Origin of the sequence: Rhodococcus sp. NPDC060090, from assembly GCF_042729855.1 — a bacterium.
In the GTDB taxonomy this organism is placed as follows: domain Bacteria; phylum Actinomycetota; class Actinomycetes; order Mycobacteriales; family Mycobacteriaceae; genus Rhodococcus.
On sequence record NZ_JBHWXB010000014.1, the window covers coordinates 136,773 to 156,341 of the forward strand.

General features: G+C 67.2%; 18 protein-coding genes and 1 pseudogene. 12 read left to right on the forward strand and 7 right to left on the reverse strand.

The features are described 5' to 3' along the window. Positions 1-33 precede the first annotated feature (33 nt). Entirely contained in the window at positions 34-600 is a 567-nt protein-coding gene (locus ACFWCF_RS19705) for an alpha/beta fold hydrolase (RefSeq protein ID WP_378564841.1), read from the forward strand. A 53-nt stretch (positions 601-653) separates the two neighbouring features. Here ACFWCF_RS19705 and mtr read toward each other — a convergent pair whose 3' ends face one another. Together mtr and ACFWCF_RS19715 are read right to left on the reverse strand one after the other, a co-directional pair. After that, positions 654-2,024, reverse strand: coding sequence for a mycothione reductase (mtr, locus tag ACFWCF_RS19710; protein ID WP_378564844.1), 1,371 nt, complete (start codon positions 2,022-2,024; stop codon positions 654-656). Then, on the reverse strand, positions 2,021-3,064 hold the full coding sequence (locus tag ACFWCF_RS19715) for an alpha/beta hydrolase (protein ID WP_378564847.1): 1,044 nt from the start codon (positions 3,062-3,064) through the stop codon (positions 2,021-2,023). The genes mtr and ACFWCF_RS19715 overlap by 4 nt, the downstream gene beginning before the upstream one ends. A gap of 215 nt (positions 3,065-3,279) precedes the next feature. Between ACFWCF_RS19715 and mqo the strand changes: the two genes are divergently transcribed. From mqo to ACFWCF_RS19730, 3 genes are all read left to right on the forward strand, one after another. Beyond that, positions 3,280-4,806 carry a malate dehydrogenase (quinone) gene (mqo, locus tag ACFWCF_RS19720; RefSeq protein WP_378564850.1) on the forward strand — a complete coding sequence of 509 codons (1,527 nt, stop codon included), beginning with the start codon at positions 3,280-3,282 and terminating at the stop codon, positions 4,804-4,806. A gap of 89 nt (positions 4,807-4,895) precedes the next feature. Further along, positions 4,896-6,128, forward strand: a complete 1,233-nt coding sequence (gene cobA / locus ACFWCF_RS19725; protein WP_378564856.1) for a uroporphyrinogen-III C-methyltransferase — start codon at positions 4,896-4,898, stop codon at positions 6,126-6,128. 22 nt (positions 6,129-6,150) lie between these two features. Beyond that, the gene (locus ACFWCF_RS19730) at positions 6,151-7,599 is read left to right on the forward strand and encodes an MFS transporter (RefSeq protein ID WP_378564994.1); all 1,449 of its coding nucleotides are present in this window, start codon (positions 6,151-6,153) and stop codon (positions 7,597-7,599) included. Between the two features lie 50 nt (positions 7,600-7,649). Here ACFWCF_RS19730 and yaaA read toward each other — a convergent pair whose 3' ends face one another. After that, on the reverse strand, positions 7,650-8,393 hold the full coding sequence (gene yaaA, locus ACFWCF_RS19735) for a peroxide stress protein YaaA (RefSeq protein WP_378564859.1): 744 nt from the start codon (positions 8,391-8,393) through the stop codon (positions 7,650-7,652). Positions 8,394-8,447: 54 nt separating this feature from the next. On the opposite strand from yaaA, the gene ACFWCF_RS19740 reads away from it, so the two are divergent. From ACFWCF_RS19740 to ACFWCF_RS19755, 4 genes are all read left to right on the forward strand, one after another. Next, positions 8,448-10,190, forward strand: coding sequence for a proline--tRNA ligase (locus ACFWCF_RS19740; protein ID WP_378564862.1), 1,743 nt, complete (start codon positions 8,448-8,450; stop codon positions 10,188-10,190). Positions 10,191-10,238: 48 nt separating this feature from the next. Beyond that, on the forward strand, positions 10,239-10,892 hold the full coding sequence (locus tag ACFWCF_RS19745) for an O-methyltransferase (RefSeq protein WP_378564865.1): 654 nt from the start codon (positions 10,239-10,241) through the stop codon (positions 10,890-10,892). An 80-nt stretch (positions 10,893-10,972) separates the two neighbouring features. Then, the gene (locus ACFWCF_RS19750) at positions 10,973-12,064 is read left to right on the forward strand and encodes a dihydrodipicolinate reductase (RefSeq protein WP_378564868.1); all 1,092 of its coding nucleotides are present in this window, start codon (positions 10,973-10,975) and stop codon (positions 12,062-12,064) included. Beyond that, a complete protein-coding gene (locus ACFWCF_RS19755) occupies positions 12,061-12,561 on the forward strand; it encodes a carboxymuconolactone decarboxylase family protein (RefSeq protein ID WP_378564871.1) in 501 nt (166 codons plus the stop codon). Before ACFWCF_RS19750 ends, ACFWCF_RS19755 begins: the two co-directional genes overlap by 4 nt. On the opposite strand, the gene ACFWCF_RS19760 is transcribed toward ACFWCF_RS19755, so the two are convergent. The 4 genes and pseudogenes from ACFWCF_RS19760 to ACFWCF_RS19775 all read right to left on the reverse strand — a co-directional run bounded on the left by ACFWCF_RS19760 (position 12,558) and on the right by ACFWCF_RS19775 (position 14,184). Then, complete coding sequence (locus tag ACFWCF_RS19760; protein ID WP_378564874.1) at positions 12,558-12,992, reverse strand: VOC family protein; 435 nt, start codon at positions 12,990-12,992, stop codon at positions 12,558-12,560. The genes ACFWCF_RS19755 and ACFWCF_RS19760 overlap by 4 nt on opposite strands. 93 nt (positions 12,993-13,085) lie before the next feature. Further along, a pseudogene (locus ACFWCF_RS19765) lies at positions 13,086-13,253 on the reverse strand (response regulator transcription factor); the annotation flags it as partial. 74 nt (positions 13,254-13,327) lie between these two features. After that, entirely contained in the window at positions 13,328-13,774 is a 447-nt protein-coding gene (locus tag ACFWCF_RS19770) for a ferritin-like domain-containing protein (protein WP_378564877.1), read from the reverse strand. Beyond that, positions 13,771-14,184: a hypothetical protein gene (locus tag ACFWCF_RS19775; protein ID WP_378564880.1), complete on the reverse strand. Its 414-nt coding sequence runs from the start codon at positions 14,182-14,184 to the stop codon at positions 13,771-13,773. Before ACFWCF_RS19775 ends, ACFWCF_RS19770 begins: the two co-directional genes overlap by 4 nt. A 228-nt stretch (positions 14,185-14,412) precedes the next feature. Here ACFWCF_RS19775 and rimP point away from each other — a divergent pair, with 228 nt between their 5' ends. The 4 genes from rimP (at position 14,413) to infB (ending at position 19,527) form a co-directional block, all read left to right on the forward strand. Continuing rightward, positions 14,413-15,030, forward strand: coding sequence for a ribosome maturation factor RimP (gene rimP, locus ACFWCF_RS19780; RefSeq protein ID WP_378564883.1), 618 nt, complete (start codon positions 14,413-14,415; stop codon positions 15,028-15,030). Continuing rightward, positions 15,027-16,055 (forward strand): transcription termination factor NusA, encoded by a 1,029-nt coding sequence (gene nusA, locus ACFWCF_RS19785; protein ID WP_378564886.1) that lies wholly within the window; start codon positions 15,027-15,029, stop codon positions 16,053-16,055. Before rimP ends, nusA begins: the two co-directional genes overlap by 4 nt. Positions 16,056-16,099: 44 nt before the next feature. Further along, positions 16,100-16,483, forward strand: coding sequence for a YlxR family protein (locus tag ACFWCF_RS19790; protein WP_378564889.1), 384 nt, complete (start codon positions 16,100-16,102; stop codon positions 16,481-16,483). Between the two features lie 92 nt (positions 16,484-16,575). Next, the gene (gene infB / locus ACFWCF_RS19795) at positions 16,576-19,527 is read left to right on the forward strand and encodes a translation initiation factor IF-2 (RefSeq protein WP_378564892.1); all 2,952 of its coding nucleotides are present in this window, start codon (positions 16,576-16,578) and stop codon (positions 19,525-19,527) included. Positions 19,528-19,569: the final 42 nt, after the last annotated feature.

Below are 19,569 nucleotides of genomic sequence, written 5' to 3' on the forward strand. Positions count from 1 at the left end.
TGTGCGACGGTCCGGCGTGTAGCGTTTGCCCGCATGGAAACCAGGACGGTGAGCGCCCCAGGGGGGAGCGTTCGGGTGTATGTCGGGGGGCCGGACAGTCGACACACGGTGCTGCTGCTTCCCGACGCAGGGGAGTCCGCAGATGTATACGACGTCGTGTGCGAGCGACTGCACAACTCGGACCTTCGCACAGTCGTCGTCGACAGCATCGACGGTCTCGCCCCTGCCGACGTGTTCGCGATACTCGATGATCTGACTCTGCCGTGGGTGCATCTCGTAGGCAGTGGAGCCGGCGCCGAACTCGCGTGGGCTGTCGCGGCAGGGCGGTTCGGACGGTTCGCGAGTCTTGTCGTCGCCGAGCGCGGACACCCCGCCGTCCCGACTACCGATGGCACCGTGCGCGACGCATCGGCGCCGGCCGCAGAGGTCCCGACCACCATCGTGATCGGGAGCGCTGGTCGGCGAGCGGAGGCCGATGGCTCGATGCGCTACGTCACCGGTGAATTCCGAGTGGTCGAACTCGACGGTGTCGAGAACATCCCGGTGCACGCACCCGCAGATTTCGCGTCGGCCATCACGCTCCGCACCGGAAGCTGGTAGACGCACGACGCCCCCCGGATCCGAAGATCCTGGAGGCGCCGTGTGCGGTCGGGTCAGAGACCGAGCAGAGCGTTCTCGACGAGCTCGGGCAGCGCCGGATGGATCCAGTACTGGCCGTTGGCCATCTCCTGGGCGGTGAGACCGAAACTCATCGCCTGGATCAGCGGTTGGATCACGGTCGACGCCTGCGCTCCGATGATGTGCGCACCGAGCAACAGACCCGTGGATCGATCGGCAATCAGCTTGCAGAAGCCCTCGGTGTCCTCCATCGCCCAGCCGTAGGCGACGTCGCCGTAGTTCTGGACCTTGACCGAGATGTCGTATCCGGCTGCGCGGGCCTGTTCCTCTGTCAGCCCGACCGTCGCGATCTGCGGATCGGTGAATACGGCGGACGGCACGAACCGGTGGTCGGAACGCCGCAGTTCCGACGTGCCGCTCCACGCATCACGGAGCAGGTTGTGCTGTACGACCCGGGCCTCGTGATTGGCGACGTGCTTGAGCTGGTACGACGACGACACGTCACCGAGTGCGAACACGCCGCGCGCCGTGGTGCGCTGGAACTCGTCGACGACGATGCGCCCGTCGCCGTCGAGGTCGATCCCGGCCTTCACTGCATCGAGGAGATCGCCATTGGGGTCGCGGCCGGTTGCGACGAGCAGCGCGTCGCCGGCCACGACCTTGCCGTCGGCGAGTTCCACCTCGACGCCGTCGCCGACGGACCGGAACACGCGAGCAGGATTGGACAGCTGCACGTCCCACTTCTCGCGGGCGAGCATCGTGAATCGCTCGGAGACGTCGGTGTCGAGGTGCCGCAGCAGCGCGCCGCTGCGCGCGATCACCGACACTCGTGTGCCCAAGGCGGAGAACACGTGCGCGAACTCCATGGCGATGAATCCGGTACCGAGAATCACCAGCGACTCGGGGAGTTTCGGCAGACGCATGATGTCGTCGCTCGTGTGATAGCGCACGCCGCTGTCGAGCACGGACCTGGGGACCGCTGCGCGTGAGCCGGCCGCGACAACCACCTGGTCGGCGGTGATGGTCTCGCCGGTGCCCGTGTCGATCGTGCGCTCCCCGACGAACCGGGCATGCCCGCTGTACACGGTGACGTTGTCGCAGTCCTCGCGGCGGTAGCGTTCGCCGCCCGCAGCGATCGGATCGATGCGTCCGAAGACGCGGTCGACGATGTCGTTCCAGCGCACATCATCGATGGAGGCATCGACGCCGTACTTGCCTGCAGCGCGAATCGTGCGTGCGACCTCGGCGGCATAGACGTACATCTTGGTCGGAATGCACCCGACGTTGAGACACGTACCGCCGAAGGTGCCCTCTTCGAGGATCGCGACGCGCTTGTCGTCGTAGCGCTCATCGATGAGTGAGTTACCCGATCCGGTACCGATGATCGCGAGGTCGTAGTGGGTCACGCATGCTCTCCCGTGGTTCGTGGCCGGGCGTCGTCCGACCGGGCGCCGGCGGTCTCGTCACCGGTTCTGTGATCGTCCAACCATCCCAGCCACAGGTCCAATTCCCGAAAGGCCTCACCCAGGGGGCCGGGTGTGGAAAGGAACACATCGTGCCGTGCACCGTCGATGGGCACGATCGTCGTGCGGTCGCCGAGACACCCCGCCCACCGGGCGATCTGCCGGACATCGAGAACTGCATCGACGGTGTCGATCGCCGGATCGTACTTCGGCGCCGAACGGCTCTCCCCCGAACGCAGGATCAGCGACGGCACCCCGATGTCGAGCCCACGGTGCAGTTGCGCGTGTCCCTGTCGCACCGCGCGGATCCACCCGAATCTGATAGGGAACCCCGTCGTCGGCTTCAAGTCGAGGTCGTAGGTCCAGCCGCCGTTGAGCAGACTCGTCCCGTAGGTGTCGAGCTTCGGGCCGGGGACCGCTTCCTTGGGGCACAACCGGCCGAGGAGATCGATCGCAGCGGTACCGACATTGCGCAGGTAGGACGGTCCTTGCAGGTCGAACCACGGGCTGTTGAGGATCAGACCGGTCACTCCCGCTCCGCGGGCGCCGCCGGGGCGCCGCTGGAGACGGTCGAGCCACAGGGGGAGCACGAGACCGCCGGTCGAGTGGGCGGCGAGCAGGACGCCCCCGCTCACCTCATCGCGCACCAGCCGCAACGCCTGATCGAGCTCGGAGTCGTAGAACTCGAGGTCGGTGACGTAGTGGGGGGTGTGTTCGGGTGCGCGCGACCGGCCGCACTTGCGCAGGTCCAGGGCGTAGAAGCGGTAGCCCTGCGCGGCGAAGTGCTCGGCCAGGTGCTGCTGGAAGAAGTAGTCGGTGAAACCGTGGACGTAGAGGACTGCACGATCGGGGAGGTCGACGTCGTCCGGTTGATACCGAACGAGGGTCGCGCTGATCTGTCCTTCATCGTCCGGGTCCGTGCCCAGAGGTAAGCTGAGCTGCTGGTATCCGTCGCCGAGGATGTCGGGCTGCCAAGTTGTCACTATCACACTGTATTGGTGACTGCGGCAGACTGAAGTGGGTACACAATTGGGTGAAATGAAACGCCGGTCAACATCCGGGTAACCTGTTCGTCGCAGTCTGCACGATCGTGGTGAGCTCGGTGTACGAGAGCGTCCATGTCCGTGTACGGGACACTCACGCGGGCGGACCACCACCGCGGCGGCGCGTGCGAACAGACAAGGAAGTCGATTTCCCAGTGTCAGAGAACGTAGAGGCGAAGACCGATGTAGTGCTCGTTGGCGCGGGCATCATGAGCGCGACTCTCGGGGCGTTGCTGCGTCAGCTGCAGCCGGAGTGGTCGATCACGGCGTTCGAGCGGCTCGACGCCGCCGCCGCGGAGAGCAGCGACCCGTGGAACAATGCGGGCACCGGGCATTCCGCGCTCTGTGAGCTCAACTACACCCCAGCGAAGCCCGACGGCTCGGTCGACATCACCAAGGCGATCAACGTCAACGAGCAGTTCCAGGTGTCGCGCCAGTTCTGGGCCTACGCGATCGACAAGGGAATTCTGTCGGATCCGAAGAACTTCATCAATCCGATTCCACACGTCGGCTTCGTCCACGGCGCCGACAACGTGAAGTACCTGCGCGCCCGTTACGACGCCCTCGCCGGACACCCGCTCTTCGCCGGGATGGAGTACTCCGAGAGCCCCGAGTGGTTCGCCGAGCGCCTGCCCCTCATGGCCAAGGGCCGCGACTTCTCCGATCCGGTTGCGCTGAACTGGACCGAGACCGGAACCGACGTCGATTTCGGTGCGCTCACCAAGCAGCTCGTCAACAACGTCGCGGCATCCGGCGGCACCGTGTTCTTCGGCCACGAGGTCACCAACCTCACCAAGCAGTCCGATGGCAGCTGGATCGTGAAGGTCCGTAACCGCCGTACCGGGGACTCCCGCAAGGTTCACGCAAAGTTCGTGTTCGTGGGCGCCGGCGGCGGTGCCCTCCACCTGCTGCAGAAGTCGGGGATCTCCGAGGCCAAGGGCTTCGGCGGCTTCCCCGTGTCGGGTGCGTTCCTGCGGTGCACCAACCCCGACGTCATCGCTCAGCACAGCGCCAAGGTCTACGGCAAGGCCGCTGTCGGCGCACCGCCCATGTCGGTGCCCCACCTCGACACCCGCGTCATCAACGGTAAGCAGGGTCTGCTCTTCGGTCCGTACGCAGGCTGGTCGCCGAAGTTCCTCAAGGAGGGCGGCGTGATGGACCTGCCCAAGTCGATCAAGCCGAACAACCTGATGTCGATGCTCGGCGTGGGCATGACCGAGCTCGGTCTCGTCAAGTACCTCGTCGGCGAGCTCAGCCAGTCGCCCGCCGACCGCATCGTGACGCTGTCCGAGTTCGCTCCCGAGGCACGCCTCGAGGATTGGGAACTCATCGTCGCCGGTCAGCGTGTCCAGGTCATCCGCCGTAAGGGCGCCGGTGGTGTCCTCGAGTTCGGTACCGCGGTGGTCAACGCCGCCGACGGAACGATCGCAGGTCTCCTCGGTGCGTCGCCCGGCGCGTCCACCGCGGTTCCCGCGATGCTGGATGTGCTCGAGCGGTGCTTCCCTCAGCAGTGGGCGGGGTGGCAGCCCAAGCTCCAGGAAATGGTCCCGTCGCTGGGCGTCAAGCTGTCGGACAAGCCTGGATTGTTCGAACAGGTGTGGGACTGGAGCACCAAGGCTCTCGAGCTCGACGTCGCATCCGATCCGGTGCCGACCGCACCGGTCGAGGCTGCCGCTGTCTGACACTCGCACACATCGTCACAGGCCGGTCCGCACCCAGTGGGAGCGGACCGGCCTGTGTTCACATCGGATCGGAAAGTGGGGATCATCGGGTGCCAACCGAGAACGCCGACGAGACGAACTACCTCGTCGGCCTGAATCTGTCCGGGCGCCGCGTCGCCGTGGTGGGAGGCGGGTCCGTCGCACAGCGCCGAATCGGACTGCTCGCCTCGGCGGGTGCAGACATCCACGTAGTGGCGCGCGTTGCGACACCGGTGATCGAAAGCATGGCGGCCAAAGGACAGATCACCCTCGAACTCCGTGACTACGTCGACGGCGACCTCGACGGCGCCTGGTACGCGATGGCGTGCACCGACGAACCCGGCACCAATGCCGCGATCGTCGCGGAAGCCGAACGACGCAGGGTGTTCTGCGTGCGCGCCGACAATGCCCGAGAGGGAAGTGCGGTGACACCGGCGACGGCACGGCACGACGGCCTGACCGTCGGCGTGCTGGCAGGTGGAGACCACCGGCGCTCCGCGGCGGTCCGCACCTCGATCCTCGACGCGCTCTCCGGGGCGGGCACCTCCGCGATCTCCGACACCGGCAACAAGCCGGTCGGTGTCGCGCTGGTAGGTGGCGGACCGGGCGACCCGGATCTGATCACCGTCCGGGGCCGTCGACTGCTTTCGCAAGCAGATGTGGTGGTCGCCGACCATCTGGCGCCGCAACCGCTTCTCGCCGAACTCGCCCAGCACGTCGAGGTGATCGACGCCGCGAAGCTGCCGTACGGCAGGGCGATGGCGCAGCAGGCCATCAACGAGATCCTCGTCGACCGCGCAAAGGCAGGGAAATTCGTCGTCAGGCTCAAAGGCGGCGACCCGTACGTGTTCGGACGCGGCTTCGAAGAACTCGAAGCCTGCACCGAGGCCGGTGTGCCGGTGACGGTCGTGCCGGGCATCACCAGCGCGATCTCGGTGCCGTCCGCGGCAGGAATCCCCGTCACCCACCGCGGGGTCACGCACGAGTTCGTGGTGGTCAGCGGTCACGTCGCGCCCGATCATCCCGATTCCCTGACCGACTGGGAGGCGCTCGCGAAACTTCGGGGCACCCTCGTGTTGCTGATGGCCGTGGCGCGCATCGAACAGTTCGCCGATGCCCTCATCTCGGGCGGACGACCTTCCGACACCCCGGTCTCGGTAGTGCAGGAAGGGACGCTGCGACATCAGCGGGTGCTGCGCGCAGACCTCGCGACCGTCGCCGCACGAGTCCGTGAGGAAGACATCCGCCCACCCGCGATCATCGTGATAGGTCCGGTCGCCGGATTCACGACGGAAGGTCCGTGACGTGACCGATACCTCGAAACAGATGACCGCCCGCGCCGTCGCCATCGCGACGCTCGTCCTGAGCGGGCTCCAGCTCATGGTGGTGCTCGACGGAACCGTCGCGAACCTCGCGCTCGCACCGTTGCAGGCCGAACTCGGACTGTCCGACTCCGGCCGCAACTGGGTTCTCACCTCGTACGCGCTGGCCTTCGGTGGCCTGATGTTGCTCGGCGGGAGGCTCGGCGACAGCTACGGCCGCAAGAAGATGTTCATCGCCGGAGTCGGGCTCTTCACGTTTGCATCGTTGTTGTGCGGCATCGCGAGCAACGACATGATGCTCATCGGCGCACGCGCCCTCCAGGGAGTGGGCGCCGCAGTGGCGTCACCCACCGCCCTTGCTCTGGTGGCGACGACGTTCGCGGCCGGTCCTGCACGCAACCGGGCGATCGCAGTGTTCGCCGCGATGACGGGTGTCGGATCCATCGCGGGTCTGATCCTCGGCGGCGCGCTCACCCAGGTGTCGTGGCGATGGATCTTCTTGATCAACGTGCCCATCGGTGTACTCATCGTGGTGCTCGCGGTGATCTCGCTGCGAGAGACCGTCGCCGAGCGTCTCGCGCTCGACGTACCCGGCGCCATTCTCGCGACGCTGGGATGTACCGGGGTGGTGTTCGCAGTGACCGAGGGCCCCGGATTGGGGTGGGGGAGTCCCGCCGTGATCGGGGCACTCGCCGCCGGTGTTGTGCTGCTCGGAGCGTTCCTGCTGGTCGAGCGCCGCGCCGAGAACCCGCTCCTGCCGTTCGTGCTGTTCCGCAACAGGGATCGCGTCGCCGTGTTCGTGTCGATCTTCTTCGCGGGCGCGGTGATGTTCAGTCTCGCCGCATTCGTTGCCCTGTTCGTGCAGGACGTTCTCGGCTACACCCCGCTGCAGGCGGGCCTCGCCTTCGTTCCGTTCGCCTTCGGTCTCGGTGGTGCGGCCGCCGTGTCGTCGAAGCTCGTCGCGCGGATTCAGCCGCGCTGGCTCATCGTGACCGGTACGGCCATCATGACCGTGAGCCTGGTGTACGGGTCGGCAATGGACCACGACGTCGCGTACTTCCCGACCCTGTTCGTACTCGTGCTCATCGTCGGGTTCGGTGTCGGACTCGCCGTCGTGCCGCTGCCGTTGTGTGCCGTCGCCGGTGTGGGTTCGCACGAGATCGGGCCGCTGTCGGCGATCGCGCAGGTTGCCCAGACACTCGGAGGGCCCGTCGGTCTCGGGATCATCGGTTCGCTGGCGACGTCGAGGGCGATGTCACTCGGCGGTACGCCCGGTCCGGTCGCAAATATGACGGACGCTCAGCTCACCGCGCAGGGAGAGGGTTATCTGTTCGCTCTCTTCGGCTGTGCGGTGTGTGCGGTCATCGCGGGTATCGCGGCACTGTTCATCCGGTTCACGCCCGAACAGGTCGCGCAGGCACAGGAAGCCGAGAAGGCAGCCCAGACGATCTGAGCTCTCGACACGCACGCCGACCCCGTCTTCCGGCGGGGTCGGAATGCGTATCAGGTCAGGACGACCAACTCGGTCGGCGATGCCACCTCGACCCGCAAACCGGCCTTCGACGCCACCCGCGCCACACCCTTGACGTCGGCCGGTTCGGCACGCGTGAGCACCAGCGCTCGGGCAAGCAGACCCTTGTGGTGCTTGTTGAAGTGGCTGACCACCTTGCGAGTGCCGTCGGGCTGCTCGGTGAGCACCGTGGCGGTCACCGCACCGGGTATCGGGCCGAGCTGCTGATAGACACCCGACCGCAGGTCGACAACGAGATCGCCGTCCGCTTCCGTCGTGATCGCATCGGACAACTCCGGGCGCCACAGCGCCGCGAGCGTCCCGAAACCGGGCAGCTTCGACCCGCCCGACAGCCGGTAGGCGGGGATCGGGTCGACCGCGCGCACCGCACCGAACAGCGCAGACCCGATGCCCAGCCGACGGTAGGCCTTGTCGCGCTGTGCCTTGGTGAAGGCGGCGGCATCGAGCGCGTCGAACAACACGCCCGTGTAGCGGGAGAGCGCCGGACGAGTGGGGGAGACCCACAGCTTCGCGTTCCGTTCGACCTCGTCGAACTGGGTCGCGCCCAGTCCGAGGGCCCGACACGACGCCTCCGGGTCGGCGGCGAGATCGACGAGAGACTGCACGAGGAGCTCGCGTGTCTCGGTCAGTTGCGGCATCGACAGTTCGCCGAGATCGAGTGGGGCGCCGTCGCCGCCGTCGGACTTGGTCTCGGAAGGGGGGAGAAGGACCAGCACAAACGACAACCGTACCGATCGGGCGGATGAGACCGCGAGGTAGGCTGACCGATCGTGATCACCCGCATGTCGCAACTGTTCCTCCGCACTCTCCGCGACGACCCGGCCGACGCCGAGGTCGCCAGCCACAAGCTGCTTGTCCGAGCCGGCTACGTGCGCCGCATCGCACCGGGCGTGTACTCGTGGCTGCCACTGGGCCTGAAGGTGCTGCGTGAGGTGGAGCGGGTCGTCCGCGAGGAGATGAACAGCATCGGCGCGCAGGAGATTTCCCTGCCTGCTCTGCTCCCGCGCGAGCCCTACGAGACGACGAACCGCTGGACGGAGTACGGACCCGGTCTGTTCCGTCTCCAGGATCGCAAAGGCGGCGACTACCTCCTCGGCCCGACCCATGAGGAGATGTTCGCGCTCACGGTCAAGGGCGAATACAACTCGTACAAGGATTTCCCGGTCACGCTGTACCAGATCCAGACCAAGTACCGCGACGAGGAACGGCCGCGCGCCGGCATTCTGCGCGGCCGCGAGTTCACCATGAAGGACTCGTACAGCTTCGACCTCACCGACGAGGGGCTCGCCGAGTCGTACCGCGCTCACCGCGACGCATACGAGCGGATCTTCACGCGCCTCGGCGTGCAGTACGTGGTCGTGTCCGCGACGTCGGGCGCCATGGGCGGCAGCGCGTCGGAAGAATTCCTCGCAGAATCGCCCGCGGGCGAGGACACCTACGTGCGGTGCGTCGAATCCGGGTACGCCGCGAACGTCGAGGCTGTGAAGACCCTGGCCCCGACAGCCATTCCGATCGAGGGGCAGCCGGAGGCGGTCGTCCACGACACCCCGGACACTCCTACGATCGACACGCTCGTCACTGTGTCCTCGCAGATCCTCGGTCGCGAGGTCGACGCCTCCGAGACGCTCAAGAACATCCTCGTGAAGGTGCGGCAGCCGGGCGGCGAGTGGGAGCTCCTCGGGATCGGCGTCCCGGGTGACCGCGAGGTCGACGACAAGCGGCTCGAAGCCTCTCTCGAGCCGGCCGAGGTCGCTCTGCTCGGCGAGGCAGATTTCGCCGCCAATCCGTTCCTCGTCAAGGGCTACATCGGCCCCAAGGCGTTGCTGGCGAACGGCGTGCGCTACCTCGTCGATCCCCGGATCGTCGAGGGAACTTCGTGGATCACCGGTGCCGACGAGCACGGCAAGCACGTGTTCGGGCTCGTCGCCGGCCGCGACTTCACCCCGGACGGCACGATCGAGGCGGCAGAGGTACGCGACGGCGACCCGTCGCCGGACGGAGCCGGACCGCTCGTCTCGGCCCGCGGCATCGAGATCGGTCACGTGTTCCAGCTCGGCCGCAAGTACACCGACGCATTCGAGGTCAACGTTCTCGGTGAGAACGGAAAGCCGGTGCGCCCCACCATGGGCTCCTACGGTGTCGGCGTCTCACGACTCGTCGCAGTGGTCGCCGAGCAGCAGCACGACGACAAGGGACTGCGCTGGCCGGCGGAGATCGCGCCGTTCGACGTGCACCTCGTGATCGCCAACAAGGACGAGCAGGCCCGCGCGGGCGCCGAAGCTCTCGCGCAGGAACTCTCCGACGTCGGCGTCGATCTGCTCTTCGACGACCGCAAAGCATCGCCGGGCGTGAAGTTCAAGGACTCCGAACTGCTCGGTATGCCGCTCGTCGTCGTGGTCGGCCGCGGTTTCGCAGACGGTCACGTCGAAGTGCGTGACCGCTTCACCGGCGAGGCCCGCGAGGTGCCCGTCGCGGATGCGGTGAGCGAGGTTCTCGCGGCGACCCGCCGCTAGAAACGACGGACGGCTACCGATGAGACGGTGGCGGGGGACACTGTGTCCATGGCTCCTGAATGGGAACACACCGACACCTACCTCTCCGACCTTCTCATCGGCAACGATCGCGCCACGGAGTCCGCACTTGTGGCGAACACCGACGCAGGCCTGCCCGCCATCGACGTCTCGCGCATGCAGGGCAAGTTCCTGCACCTGCTCGCCCGAGCGATGGGCGCCCGTGCGGTGCTCGAGATCGGCACGCTCGGCGGATACAGCACGATCTGGCTCGCCCGCGCGGTCGGAGACGAAGGCCGGGTGGTCACACTCGAATTCGAACCCCGCCACGCCGAGGTCGCCCGCGCGAATCTGGACCGCGCGGGTGTCGGCGGTGTCGTCGACATCCGCGTCGGACCGGCATTGGAGTCGTTGCCGCACATCGACGGCCCGTTCGATCTGGTGTTCATCGACGCGGACAAGGAGAACAACTCCAATTACGTGCGCGAAGCACTGCGGTTGACTCGACCGGGCAGCGTCATCGTCGTCGACAACATCGTTCGCGGCGGGGCCATCGCCGATCCCGACCAGGATGACGAACGGGTCCGCGCGTCACGGGACGTTCTCGCCCTGCTGGCAGCAGAACCGCGCCTCGATTCCACGGCACTCCAGACCGTGGGCTCGAAGGGTTGGGACGGCTTCGCGATGGCACTCGTCGTCGACTGAGGGTCGCGACCGGACAGGTTCCCGCCGGATTGTCCTGATCCGGTGCGAGAACCTGTTCCAGTGTCGTAACGTGCGCAGCCATGATCTCTACCGTCGTCTGGGGAACGGGAAACGTCGGACGTGCGGCGATCCGAGCCGTCGACGCTCACCCGGCGCTAGAACTCACCGCGGTGCTGGTCCACAACCCGGACAAGGTCGGCCGCGATGCCGGCGACCTGGGCGATCTCGGCCGCGAGGTCGGTGTCGCGGCGACAGCCGATATCGATGCCGCGCTCTCCGCAGGCCCCGGAGCCGTCGTGTACGCGGCGACCGGGGACATCCGCCCCGACGACGCCTTCGCCGACATTCTTCGTGCGCTGAGCACCGGCGCCGTGGTCGTCACCCCCGCGCTGTTTCCTCTCTACGACCACCGCAGCGCCCCGCCCGAGATGCGGGAGCCGATCCTGGCAGCGATCACGGAGGCAGGAGGGTCGTTCTTCGCGTCGGGTATCGACCCCGGTTGGGGCAACGACGTGCTGCCGCTGCTGCTCAGCGGACTCGGCACGACTGTCGAGGGCATCCGCTGCCAGGAGATCTTCGACTACTCCACCTACGACCAGCCGGACTCGGTGCGGTACCTCGTGGGTATGGGACAGCCGATGGACTATCAACCACCCATGCTCGCGCCGTCCGTCCCGACCATGGTGTGGGGCGGACAGGTGCGGTTGATGGCGCGAGGCCTCGGCGTCGAACTCGACGAGATCCGTGAAGTCTTCGACCGGCGGGCCCTCGACAACACCATCACCACTGCGACGATGGGCGACTTCGAGGCGGGCACACAGGGCGCGGTGCGATTCGAACTGCAGGGCATCGTCGGCGGACGGCCCCGCATCGTCATCGAACACGTCACCCGCATCCACCCGAATTGCGCGCCGGACTGGCCGGTTCCACCCGACGGCGGTGCGGGTGCGCACCGGGTGATCATCGAGGGACGACCTCGGATCGAAGTCAGCATCGAGGCCGACGACGAAGGCGGAAGCCGGGCGGCAGGGGGGAATGCGACGGCGGTGGGTCGCCTCGTCGGCGCGATCGACTGGCTCGTCGAGCATGAACCCGGTGTCTACGACGCGCTCGACGTACCGCTACGCCCTGCGATCGGCAAACTCACCGCCGCGGAAGGAACACCCGCATGATCATCGACATCCCCGAGGACAAGGACCCGATCGGCTACGTCTGGGCCGAGATGGTCCCCGGGATCGGCATCCCCGCCTCCCAATTCTCGCTGTCCGTGTACGAGCACTCGACCATCGACCTGCGCGCGTTCGAAGCCGCGCGGCTGCGGATCGCGCAGATCAACGGATGTGTCTTCTGCCAGGACTGGCGCACCGAACGGGACGGAGTGAAGGTCGAGCCCGGTTTCGACCGAGACGTCGAGAATTGGCGCACCACCGAGCACTTCGACGAGCGAACACGACTCGCCACCGAGTACGCCGAGCGATACGCGCTCGATCACCACGGACTCGACGACGCGTTCTGGGGCCGGATGAAAACCCAGTACACCGACGCCGAGATCGTCGAGTTGTCGATGAGCATCGGATCGTGGTTGGCGTTCGGTCGGCTCAACCACGTCCTCGGTCTCGACACCGCCTGCGTGCTACCAGGACACCGACCACCACCGACAGACGACTAGGGCGACCCGAACACCACGTCGCCGGCGTAGCCGATCATCCACTGCACGCCGTACTTGTCGGTGCACATGCCGAAGCGCTCGGCCCATTCCACCTTCCCCAGTGGCATGGACACCTCGCCTCCCTCGGACAGTCCGGCGAATACCCGGTCGGCTTCCTCGGCGCTGTCGGCGTCGATCGAGATCGCGAAATTCGTTCCGGCAGTGACGGTGCCCATTGCCTCGGGGACATCGGATCCCATGAGCGTGCTGTCGCCCAACGGGAGCGCGACGTGTGCGACGCCGTTCTTCTGCTCCTCGGTCAGCTCCATATCGCCGGTATCCATGTCGCTGAAGCGAGCCAGCTGTAGTTCGCCGCCGAAGACGGATCGGTAGAAGGTGAATACTTCTTCGGTGTTGCCGTTGAAATTCAGGTACGGGTCGACTGATTTCATGGTGTGCTCCCATATCGCTGTACGGACGGTCGCGCACCCGCAGTCTAGTGCGCAGATACGGTGCCAACAGGTCGAACGACGTCGGTCGAGCGGTCAACTCTCCCGCCATCCAGGCCGCACCAGACCGGACTCGTAGGCCAGCACCACCAACTGGGTCCGGTCCCGCGCACCGAGCTCGAGCAGGATCCGGCTCTGCACCGTCGCGGGGCTCAGGAACAGTCGGTCGCCGATCTCACGGTTGGTCAAGCCCTCGGCGACTACATTCTTGTGTTCACTGCCGGAACGATGTGGTGGATGCGCCGCCAGGAAGTGTGACCGTGTGGTCGGCCGGGTCCTCAGGACCGACCGGGGAACGCAACGGTCGGCGGAACGATCCCGAGGTGTGTCCGCCAGCGTGCGGCACGAACCGAGGCGTCGGTGAGTGCCTCGATCGCGTCCGCCCGCGTCGGTTCGCTTCGTGCCCGCTCGACGACCGAACGCCACGCGACCGCGGTGTCGGTTTCGATCTGCAGTGCGAGTTGTGCGGCACTCGCCGGGTCGGTGACAGGAAACGGCACCGTGTATCCGGGTGCCGCGACCGGCGGTTCGACACCGACGGAGAGCAACGCGTCGATCGTGGCGTCGCGGCGCGCGCGATGTGCTGCGGTGTCGGTCGCCACGTCGTCGGCGCGCGCCGGGTCGGCGAAAGCCGAGACGACGCCGTATCCGAACACGGCGGCGTGCTCGGCGGCGAGGGCATCGACGAGGGATTGCTGTTCGGGACCGAGCTCGGGCGACGTCACGGCAACAACACCGCCGTCTGGACCGCACACGCGGCGCTGATGGAGGCGAGCATCCCCGCGCGGAACCCCTGCAGGGTGCGGCCGACGTCGGCTGCGCTGCGCTGCGACTGCGTCAGGCGCTCACGCAGCAGTTCGACGGTGGGCGCTTCGGCTGCGGGTGCGGTGGTCGTCGGCGACGGGGTGTCGTTCGTCGTTGTGCCCGCCACGCGAGCGACCTCGGCGTCGAGTGCATCGGCGTGTGCGGTGCGTTCGGAGCTGATGGTGGTCAGTGGGGCGGCGAGGTCGGGGGAGGCCGCAATCAGGGCGGTGGCGGTCGACGCATCGGTGCGAGCTCGTGCGGCCTGGGCGAGCAATGGGTCGGGCTCGGGCTCGCTGTCGTCGGTGGTTCCACATCCGGTGACAGCCGCCACCGAGACTCCTCCGGCCGCGGCAGAGCACCATCGCAGCAGGGTTCGTCGGGACATCGCGGATCGCGTCACTGGCATCGGCACCGGGCCATCCTGCCAGTCGGATGTGACAGACAACGACCCCGGCCTGGTCACGGCGCGGCGAATTGCACGTTAGGCTGGATATCTGCCGGAACGTCCGTCCCGGCCGGTGTCCGCTGCGATCACAACTGAACGAGGAGCCCGCTCACCATGCCTGTGCCACCCCCGGAGAGGATCGTCGAGCTCGTCACCGATCTTCTCGACAACGAGGGCTACGACCTCGAAGACGTGGTCGTGACCGCCGCCGGAAAGCACAGCACCGTTCGACTGATGGTCGACAGTGACGCGGGCCTCGGACTCGACGAGGCGGCCCGTCTGAGCCGCCTGGTGTCCGAAGCATTCGACTCCATCTCCGATTTCGGGGAGTCGCCGTACGTCCTCGAAGTGACGAGTCCGGGCATCGGCAGGCCGATCACACTCGACCGGCACTGGCGGCGCGCTCAGGGCCGCAAGGCCCGGATCGAGACAGCCGACGAGACGTTCGTCGCCCGGATCGGCGAACTCGTCGGCGACACCATTCGTGTGGTGGCGTCCGACAAACAGGGCCCCTTCGTTCGCTCCCTGTCGCTGAGCGACGTACGCAAGGCCGTGGTCGAGATCGAGTTCTCGCCCCCGAATCCGCGGGAGCTGGAACTTGCAGGTGGACTGCCCGACGGTCGCGTGCAGGCCGGTGAGATCGACGAGAATGCGGTGGGCGCGGACGCGGCGGACGACGAGGACACGGTGGACGGCGGCACCGAAAGCAACGAACTGAGGATGGACAAGTGAATATCGAAATTGCGGCTCTGCGGATGCTGGAGTCGGAGAAGAACATTCCGTTCGACGAGCTGATCGAGACGCTCGAGACGGCATTGCTCACCGCCTACCGGCACGTCGACGGTCACCAGTCGCACGCGCGGGTCGTGGTCGATGTCAAGACCGGAGCGATCCAGGTGCTCGCCGAGGAGCGCGACGAGGACGGCAACGTCATCGCCGAATGGGACGACACCCCCGAGAACTTCGGTCGTATCGCTGCGACCACCGCACGCCAGGTGATCATGCAGCGGATCCGCGACGCGGAACACGAGCAGCGCTTCGGTGAATTCTCCACCCACGAAGGGGAGATCGTCAGCGGTGTCGTGCAGCGCGACTCCCGCGCCAACGCCCGCGGCATGGTGGTCGTCAAGATCGGCGGCGACGCCAGCACCACCGAAGGGCTGATCCCGCCGGCCGAGCAGGTCCCGGGGGAGAATTACGAACACGGTGACCGCATCAAGTGCTATGTCGTGGGTGTCTCACGCGGGCAGCGCGGACCGCAGATCACGCTGTCGCGGACCCACCCGAACCTGGTTCGCAAGCTGTTCGCACTCGAGGTTCCCGAGATCGCCGACGAGTCCGTCGAGATCGTCGCGGTCGCGCGGGAGTCGGGCCACCGCTCGAAGATCGCTGTGCACTCGGTTGTGCCCGGGCTCAACGCGAAGGGCGCCTGCATCGGGCCGATGGGTCAGCGTGTGCGCAACGTGATGCGAGAACTCGGTGAAGAGAAGATCGACATCATCGACTTCGACGAGGATCCCGCGAAGTTCGTCGGCAACGCGTTGTCGCCGTCGAAGGTGGTTTCCGTCACGGTCGTAGACCCGGATGCACGCGCTGCACGAGTGGTCGTGCCCGACTTCCAGCTATCGCTTGCGATCGGTAAGGAAGGGCAAAATGCGCGTCTCGCAGCACGCCTGACCGGGTGGCGTATCGATATCCGGAGCGACGCCGCACCCGTCGAGGCAGAGGGCGCGGACGAGTCCCCGACAGGCAGGTGAAGGTGAGATGCGGGATTTCGGGCAAAACAGCGGTACAGTGGTCGATGGTTCAGCATGACCTGCCCTCCGTCCGCCCGGAGCGCACCGGCCCGGTGCGCACTTGCGTCGGATGTCGGCAGCGAACGCTGGCTGCCGAACTGTTGAGGATCGTGGCGCGAGGCTCGGAACCGGAAGGTTGCGTGGTCGTCCCCGATCCGAGGCGCAGGCTTCCTGGGCGAGGTGCATGGATGCATCCCACCGCGGAGTGTCTGAACCTGGCCGTTCGGCGTCGAGCATTCGGCAGAGCACTGAGGGTGTCCGGCGGTCCGGATATCTCAGCGCTGGATCAGCTGGTCGGGTCCATGACGGAGAGGTCGCACAGCGATCTCGACGGCAGGACACCAACAGTGACATCGAACTCTGAGAAGAACAGGCACGAACACTCATGAGCACACCGTGAAGCACCAGCGATGAACGTCCATCGGAGATAACCCGAGGTCGTGCGGGCATTGGCCGCTCGACCTCATCAGTGAGGAGAGCAGTGGCAGGCAAGGCCCGCGTGCACGAGTTGGCTAAAGAACTCGGTGTCACAAGCAAGGAACTACTCGCAAAGCTCAAGGAGCAAGGCGAGTTCGTAAAGTCAGCGTCGTCGACGGTCGAGCCCCCGGTGGCCCGTCGTCTTCGCGATTCGTTCGGTAAGGCGCAGAGCGCTGATGCGCCGGCCGCAAAGGCCGCCCCCGCCCCGGGCCCCCGGCCCGGTGCACCGCGTCCGGGCCCTCGTCCGGCAGCACCCGCAGCCCCGGCACCCGCCGCACCTGCAACTCCGGAGAAGGAAGCCCCCGCGGCTCAGGCACCGGCACCGACCTCGTCGGCACGGCCGAAGCCCGGTGCACCCAAGCCCGCGGCCCCGGCCGCTCCGGCGCCCGCAGCCCCGGCACCCGAAACTCGGGCAGCGGAGACTCAGGCACCCGCAACGCCGGCTCCGGCAGCACCGGCCGCCGAAGCCGCTACACCGACGGATGCGCAGGCTCCCGCTGCGAAGCCGGCACCGAAGGCTCCGACGCCGGGTCCGAAGCCCGCTCCGCGTCCGGGCCCGAAGTCTCCGCGCGTCGGTAACAACCCCTACTCGTCCGCTCCTGCCGAGCGGCCCGCTCCGCGTCCGGCCGGTCCCCGTCCGGGCCCCGGCGGTCCCCGCCCGGCTCCCGGCCAGGGCGGACCCCGCCCGGCTCCCGGCCAGGGACGTCCGGCCGCAGGTGGACAGCGTCCGGCTCCGGGCCAGGGCGGTCCCCGTCCGGCTCCCGGTCAGGGCGGACCGCGTCCGTCCCCCGGCTCCATGCCTCCGCGCCCCACTCCGGGTGCGATGCCGCAGCGTGCTGCACGTCCGGCCGCGTCCGGTCGTCCGGGTCGTCCGGGCGGCGCACCCGGCGGTCGCCCCGGCGGCGGTGGCGGTGGCTACCGCGGTGGCGGAGCCGGTGGTGGCGCAGGCGCCGGTGCTCCTGCAGGCGCCGGAGCAGGTGCTCCCGGCGGCTTCCGGGGTCGTCCCGGCGGTGGCGGCGGCGGACGTGGACGTGGCGGTGCAGCCGGTGCGTTCGGTCGTCCCGGTGGAGCTCCGCGTCGTGGCCGTAAGTCGAAGCGGCAGAAGCGGCAGGAATACGATTCGATGCAGGCGCCCGCCGTCGGCGGCGTGCGGTTGCCGCGCGGCGGCGGCGAGACGATCCGTCTCGCACGTGGCGCGTCGCTGTCCGACTTCGCGGAGAAGATCGACGCGAACCCGGCATCGCTCGTGCAGGCCCTGTTCAACCTCGGTGAGATGGTCACGGCCACTCAGTCGGTCAACGACGAGACACTCGAGCTGCTCGGCTCGGAGATGAACTACGTCGTGCAGGTCGTCTCGCCCGAGGACGAGGACCGCGAGCTGCTCGAGTCGTTCGACATCCAGTACGGCGAGGACGAAGGCGGCGAGGAAGACCTCCAGCAGCGTCCCCCGGTGGTCACGGTCATGGGTCACGTCGACCACGGCAAGACCCGACTGCTCGACACCATCCGTAAGGCCAACGTCCGCGAGGAAGAGGCCGGTGGCATCACGCAGCACATCGGTGCCTACCAGGTGGAAACGCACCTCAACGGTGAAGACCGCCTGATCACCTTCATCGATACCCCGGGTCACGAGGCGTTCACCGCCATGCGTGCCCGTGGTGCGAAGTCGACGGACCTCGCGATCCTCGTGGTCGCGGCGGATGACGGCGTCATGCCGCAGACGGTCGAGGCGATCAACCACGCCCAGGCGGCCGACGTGCCGATCGTGGTCGCGGTGAACAAGATCGACAAGGAGGGTGCGAACCCTCAGAAGATCCGTCAGCAGCTCACCGAGTACGGACTGGTCACCGAGGAGTACGGCGGCGACACCATGTTCGTCGACATCTCGGCGAAGCAGGGGCTGCACATCGACGAGTTGCTCGAGGCCGTGCTGCTCACCGCAGACGCGTCCCTCGACCTGCGGGCCAACCCGGACATGGAGGCGCAGGGCGTCGCCATCGAGGCACACCTCGACCGCGGTCGCGGTCCGGTGGCCACCGTCCTGATCCAGCGCGGCACCCTGCGCGTCGGCGACTCCATCGTCGCCGGCGATGCGTACGGCCGTGTGCGACGCATGGTCGACGAGTTCGGTGACGACGTGCACGAGGCGCTTCCGTCGCGTCCCGTCCAGGTCATCGGCTTCACGTCGGTGCCCGGCGCCGGCGACAACCTGGTCGTCGTCGAGGAAGACCGCATCGCTCGGCAGATCGCCGACCGGCGCAATGCGCGTAAGCGCAACGCTCTGGCCGCGAAGAGCCGCAAGCGGATCAGCCTCGAGGATCTCGATGCAGCGCTCAAGGAGCACAACGAGCTCAACCTCATTCTCAAGGGCGACAACTCGGGTACCGTCGAGGCCCTCGAAGAGGCGCTCATGGGTATCGAGATCGACGACGAGGTGCGCCTGCGGGTCATCGACCGCGGTGTGGGTGGCGTCACCGAGACCAACGTCAACCTCGCAGCGGCGTCCAACGCCGTGATCATCGGCTTCAACGTTCGCGCCGAAGGCAAGGCGACGGAGCTGGCGAACCGCGAGGGCGTCGACATCCGCTACTACTCGATCATCTACCAGGCGATCGATGAGGTGGAGAAGGCTCTCAAGGGCATGCTCAAGCCGATCTACGAGGAGGTCGAGCTCGGCCGCGCCGAGATCCGTGCGATCTTCAAGTCGTCGAAGGTCGGCAACATCGCCGGTTGCCTCGTGCAGTCGGGCATCGTCAAGCGCAACGCCAAGGCACGCCTGCTCCGCGACAACAACGTGGTTGCGGAGACCGTCACGATCTCGTCGCTGCGGCGTGAGAAGGACGACGTTGTCGAGGTGCGCGAAGGCTACGAATGTGGTCTGACGGTCACCTACTCCGACATCAAGGTCGGCGACGTGATCGAGGCCTACGAGCTGCGCGAGAAGCCGCGCGACTGACACATCTCGACCGGTGGCGGTGGACGACCTCGTCGTCCGCCG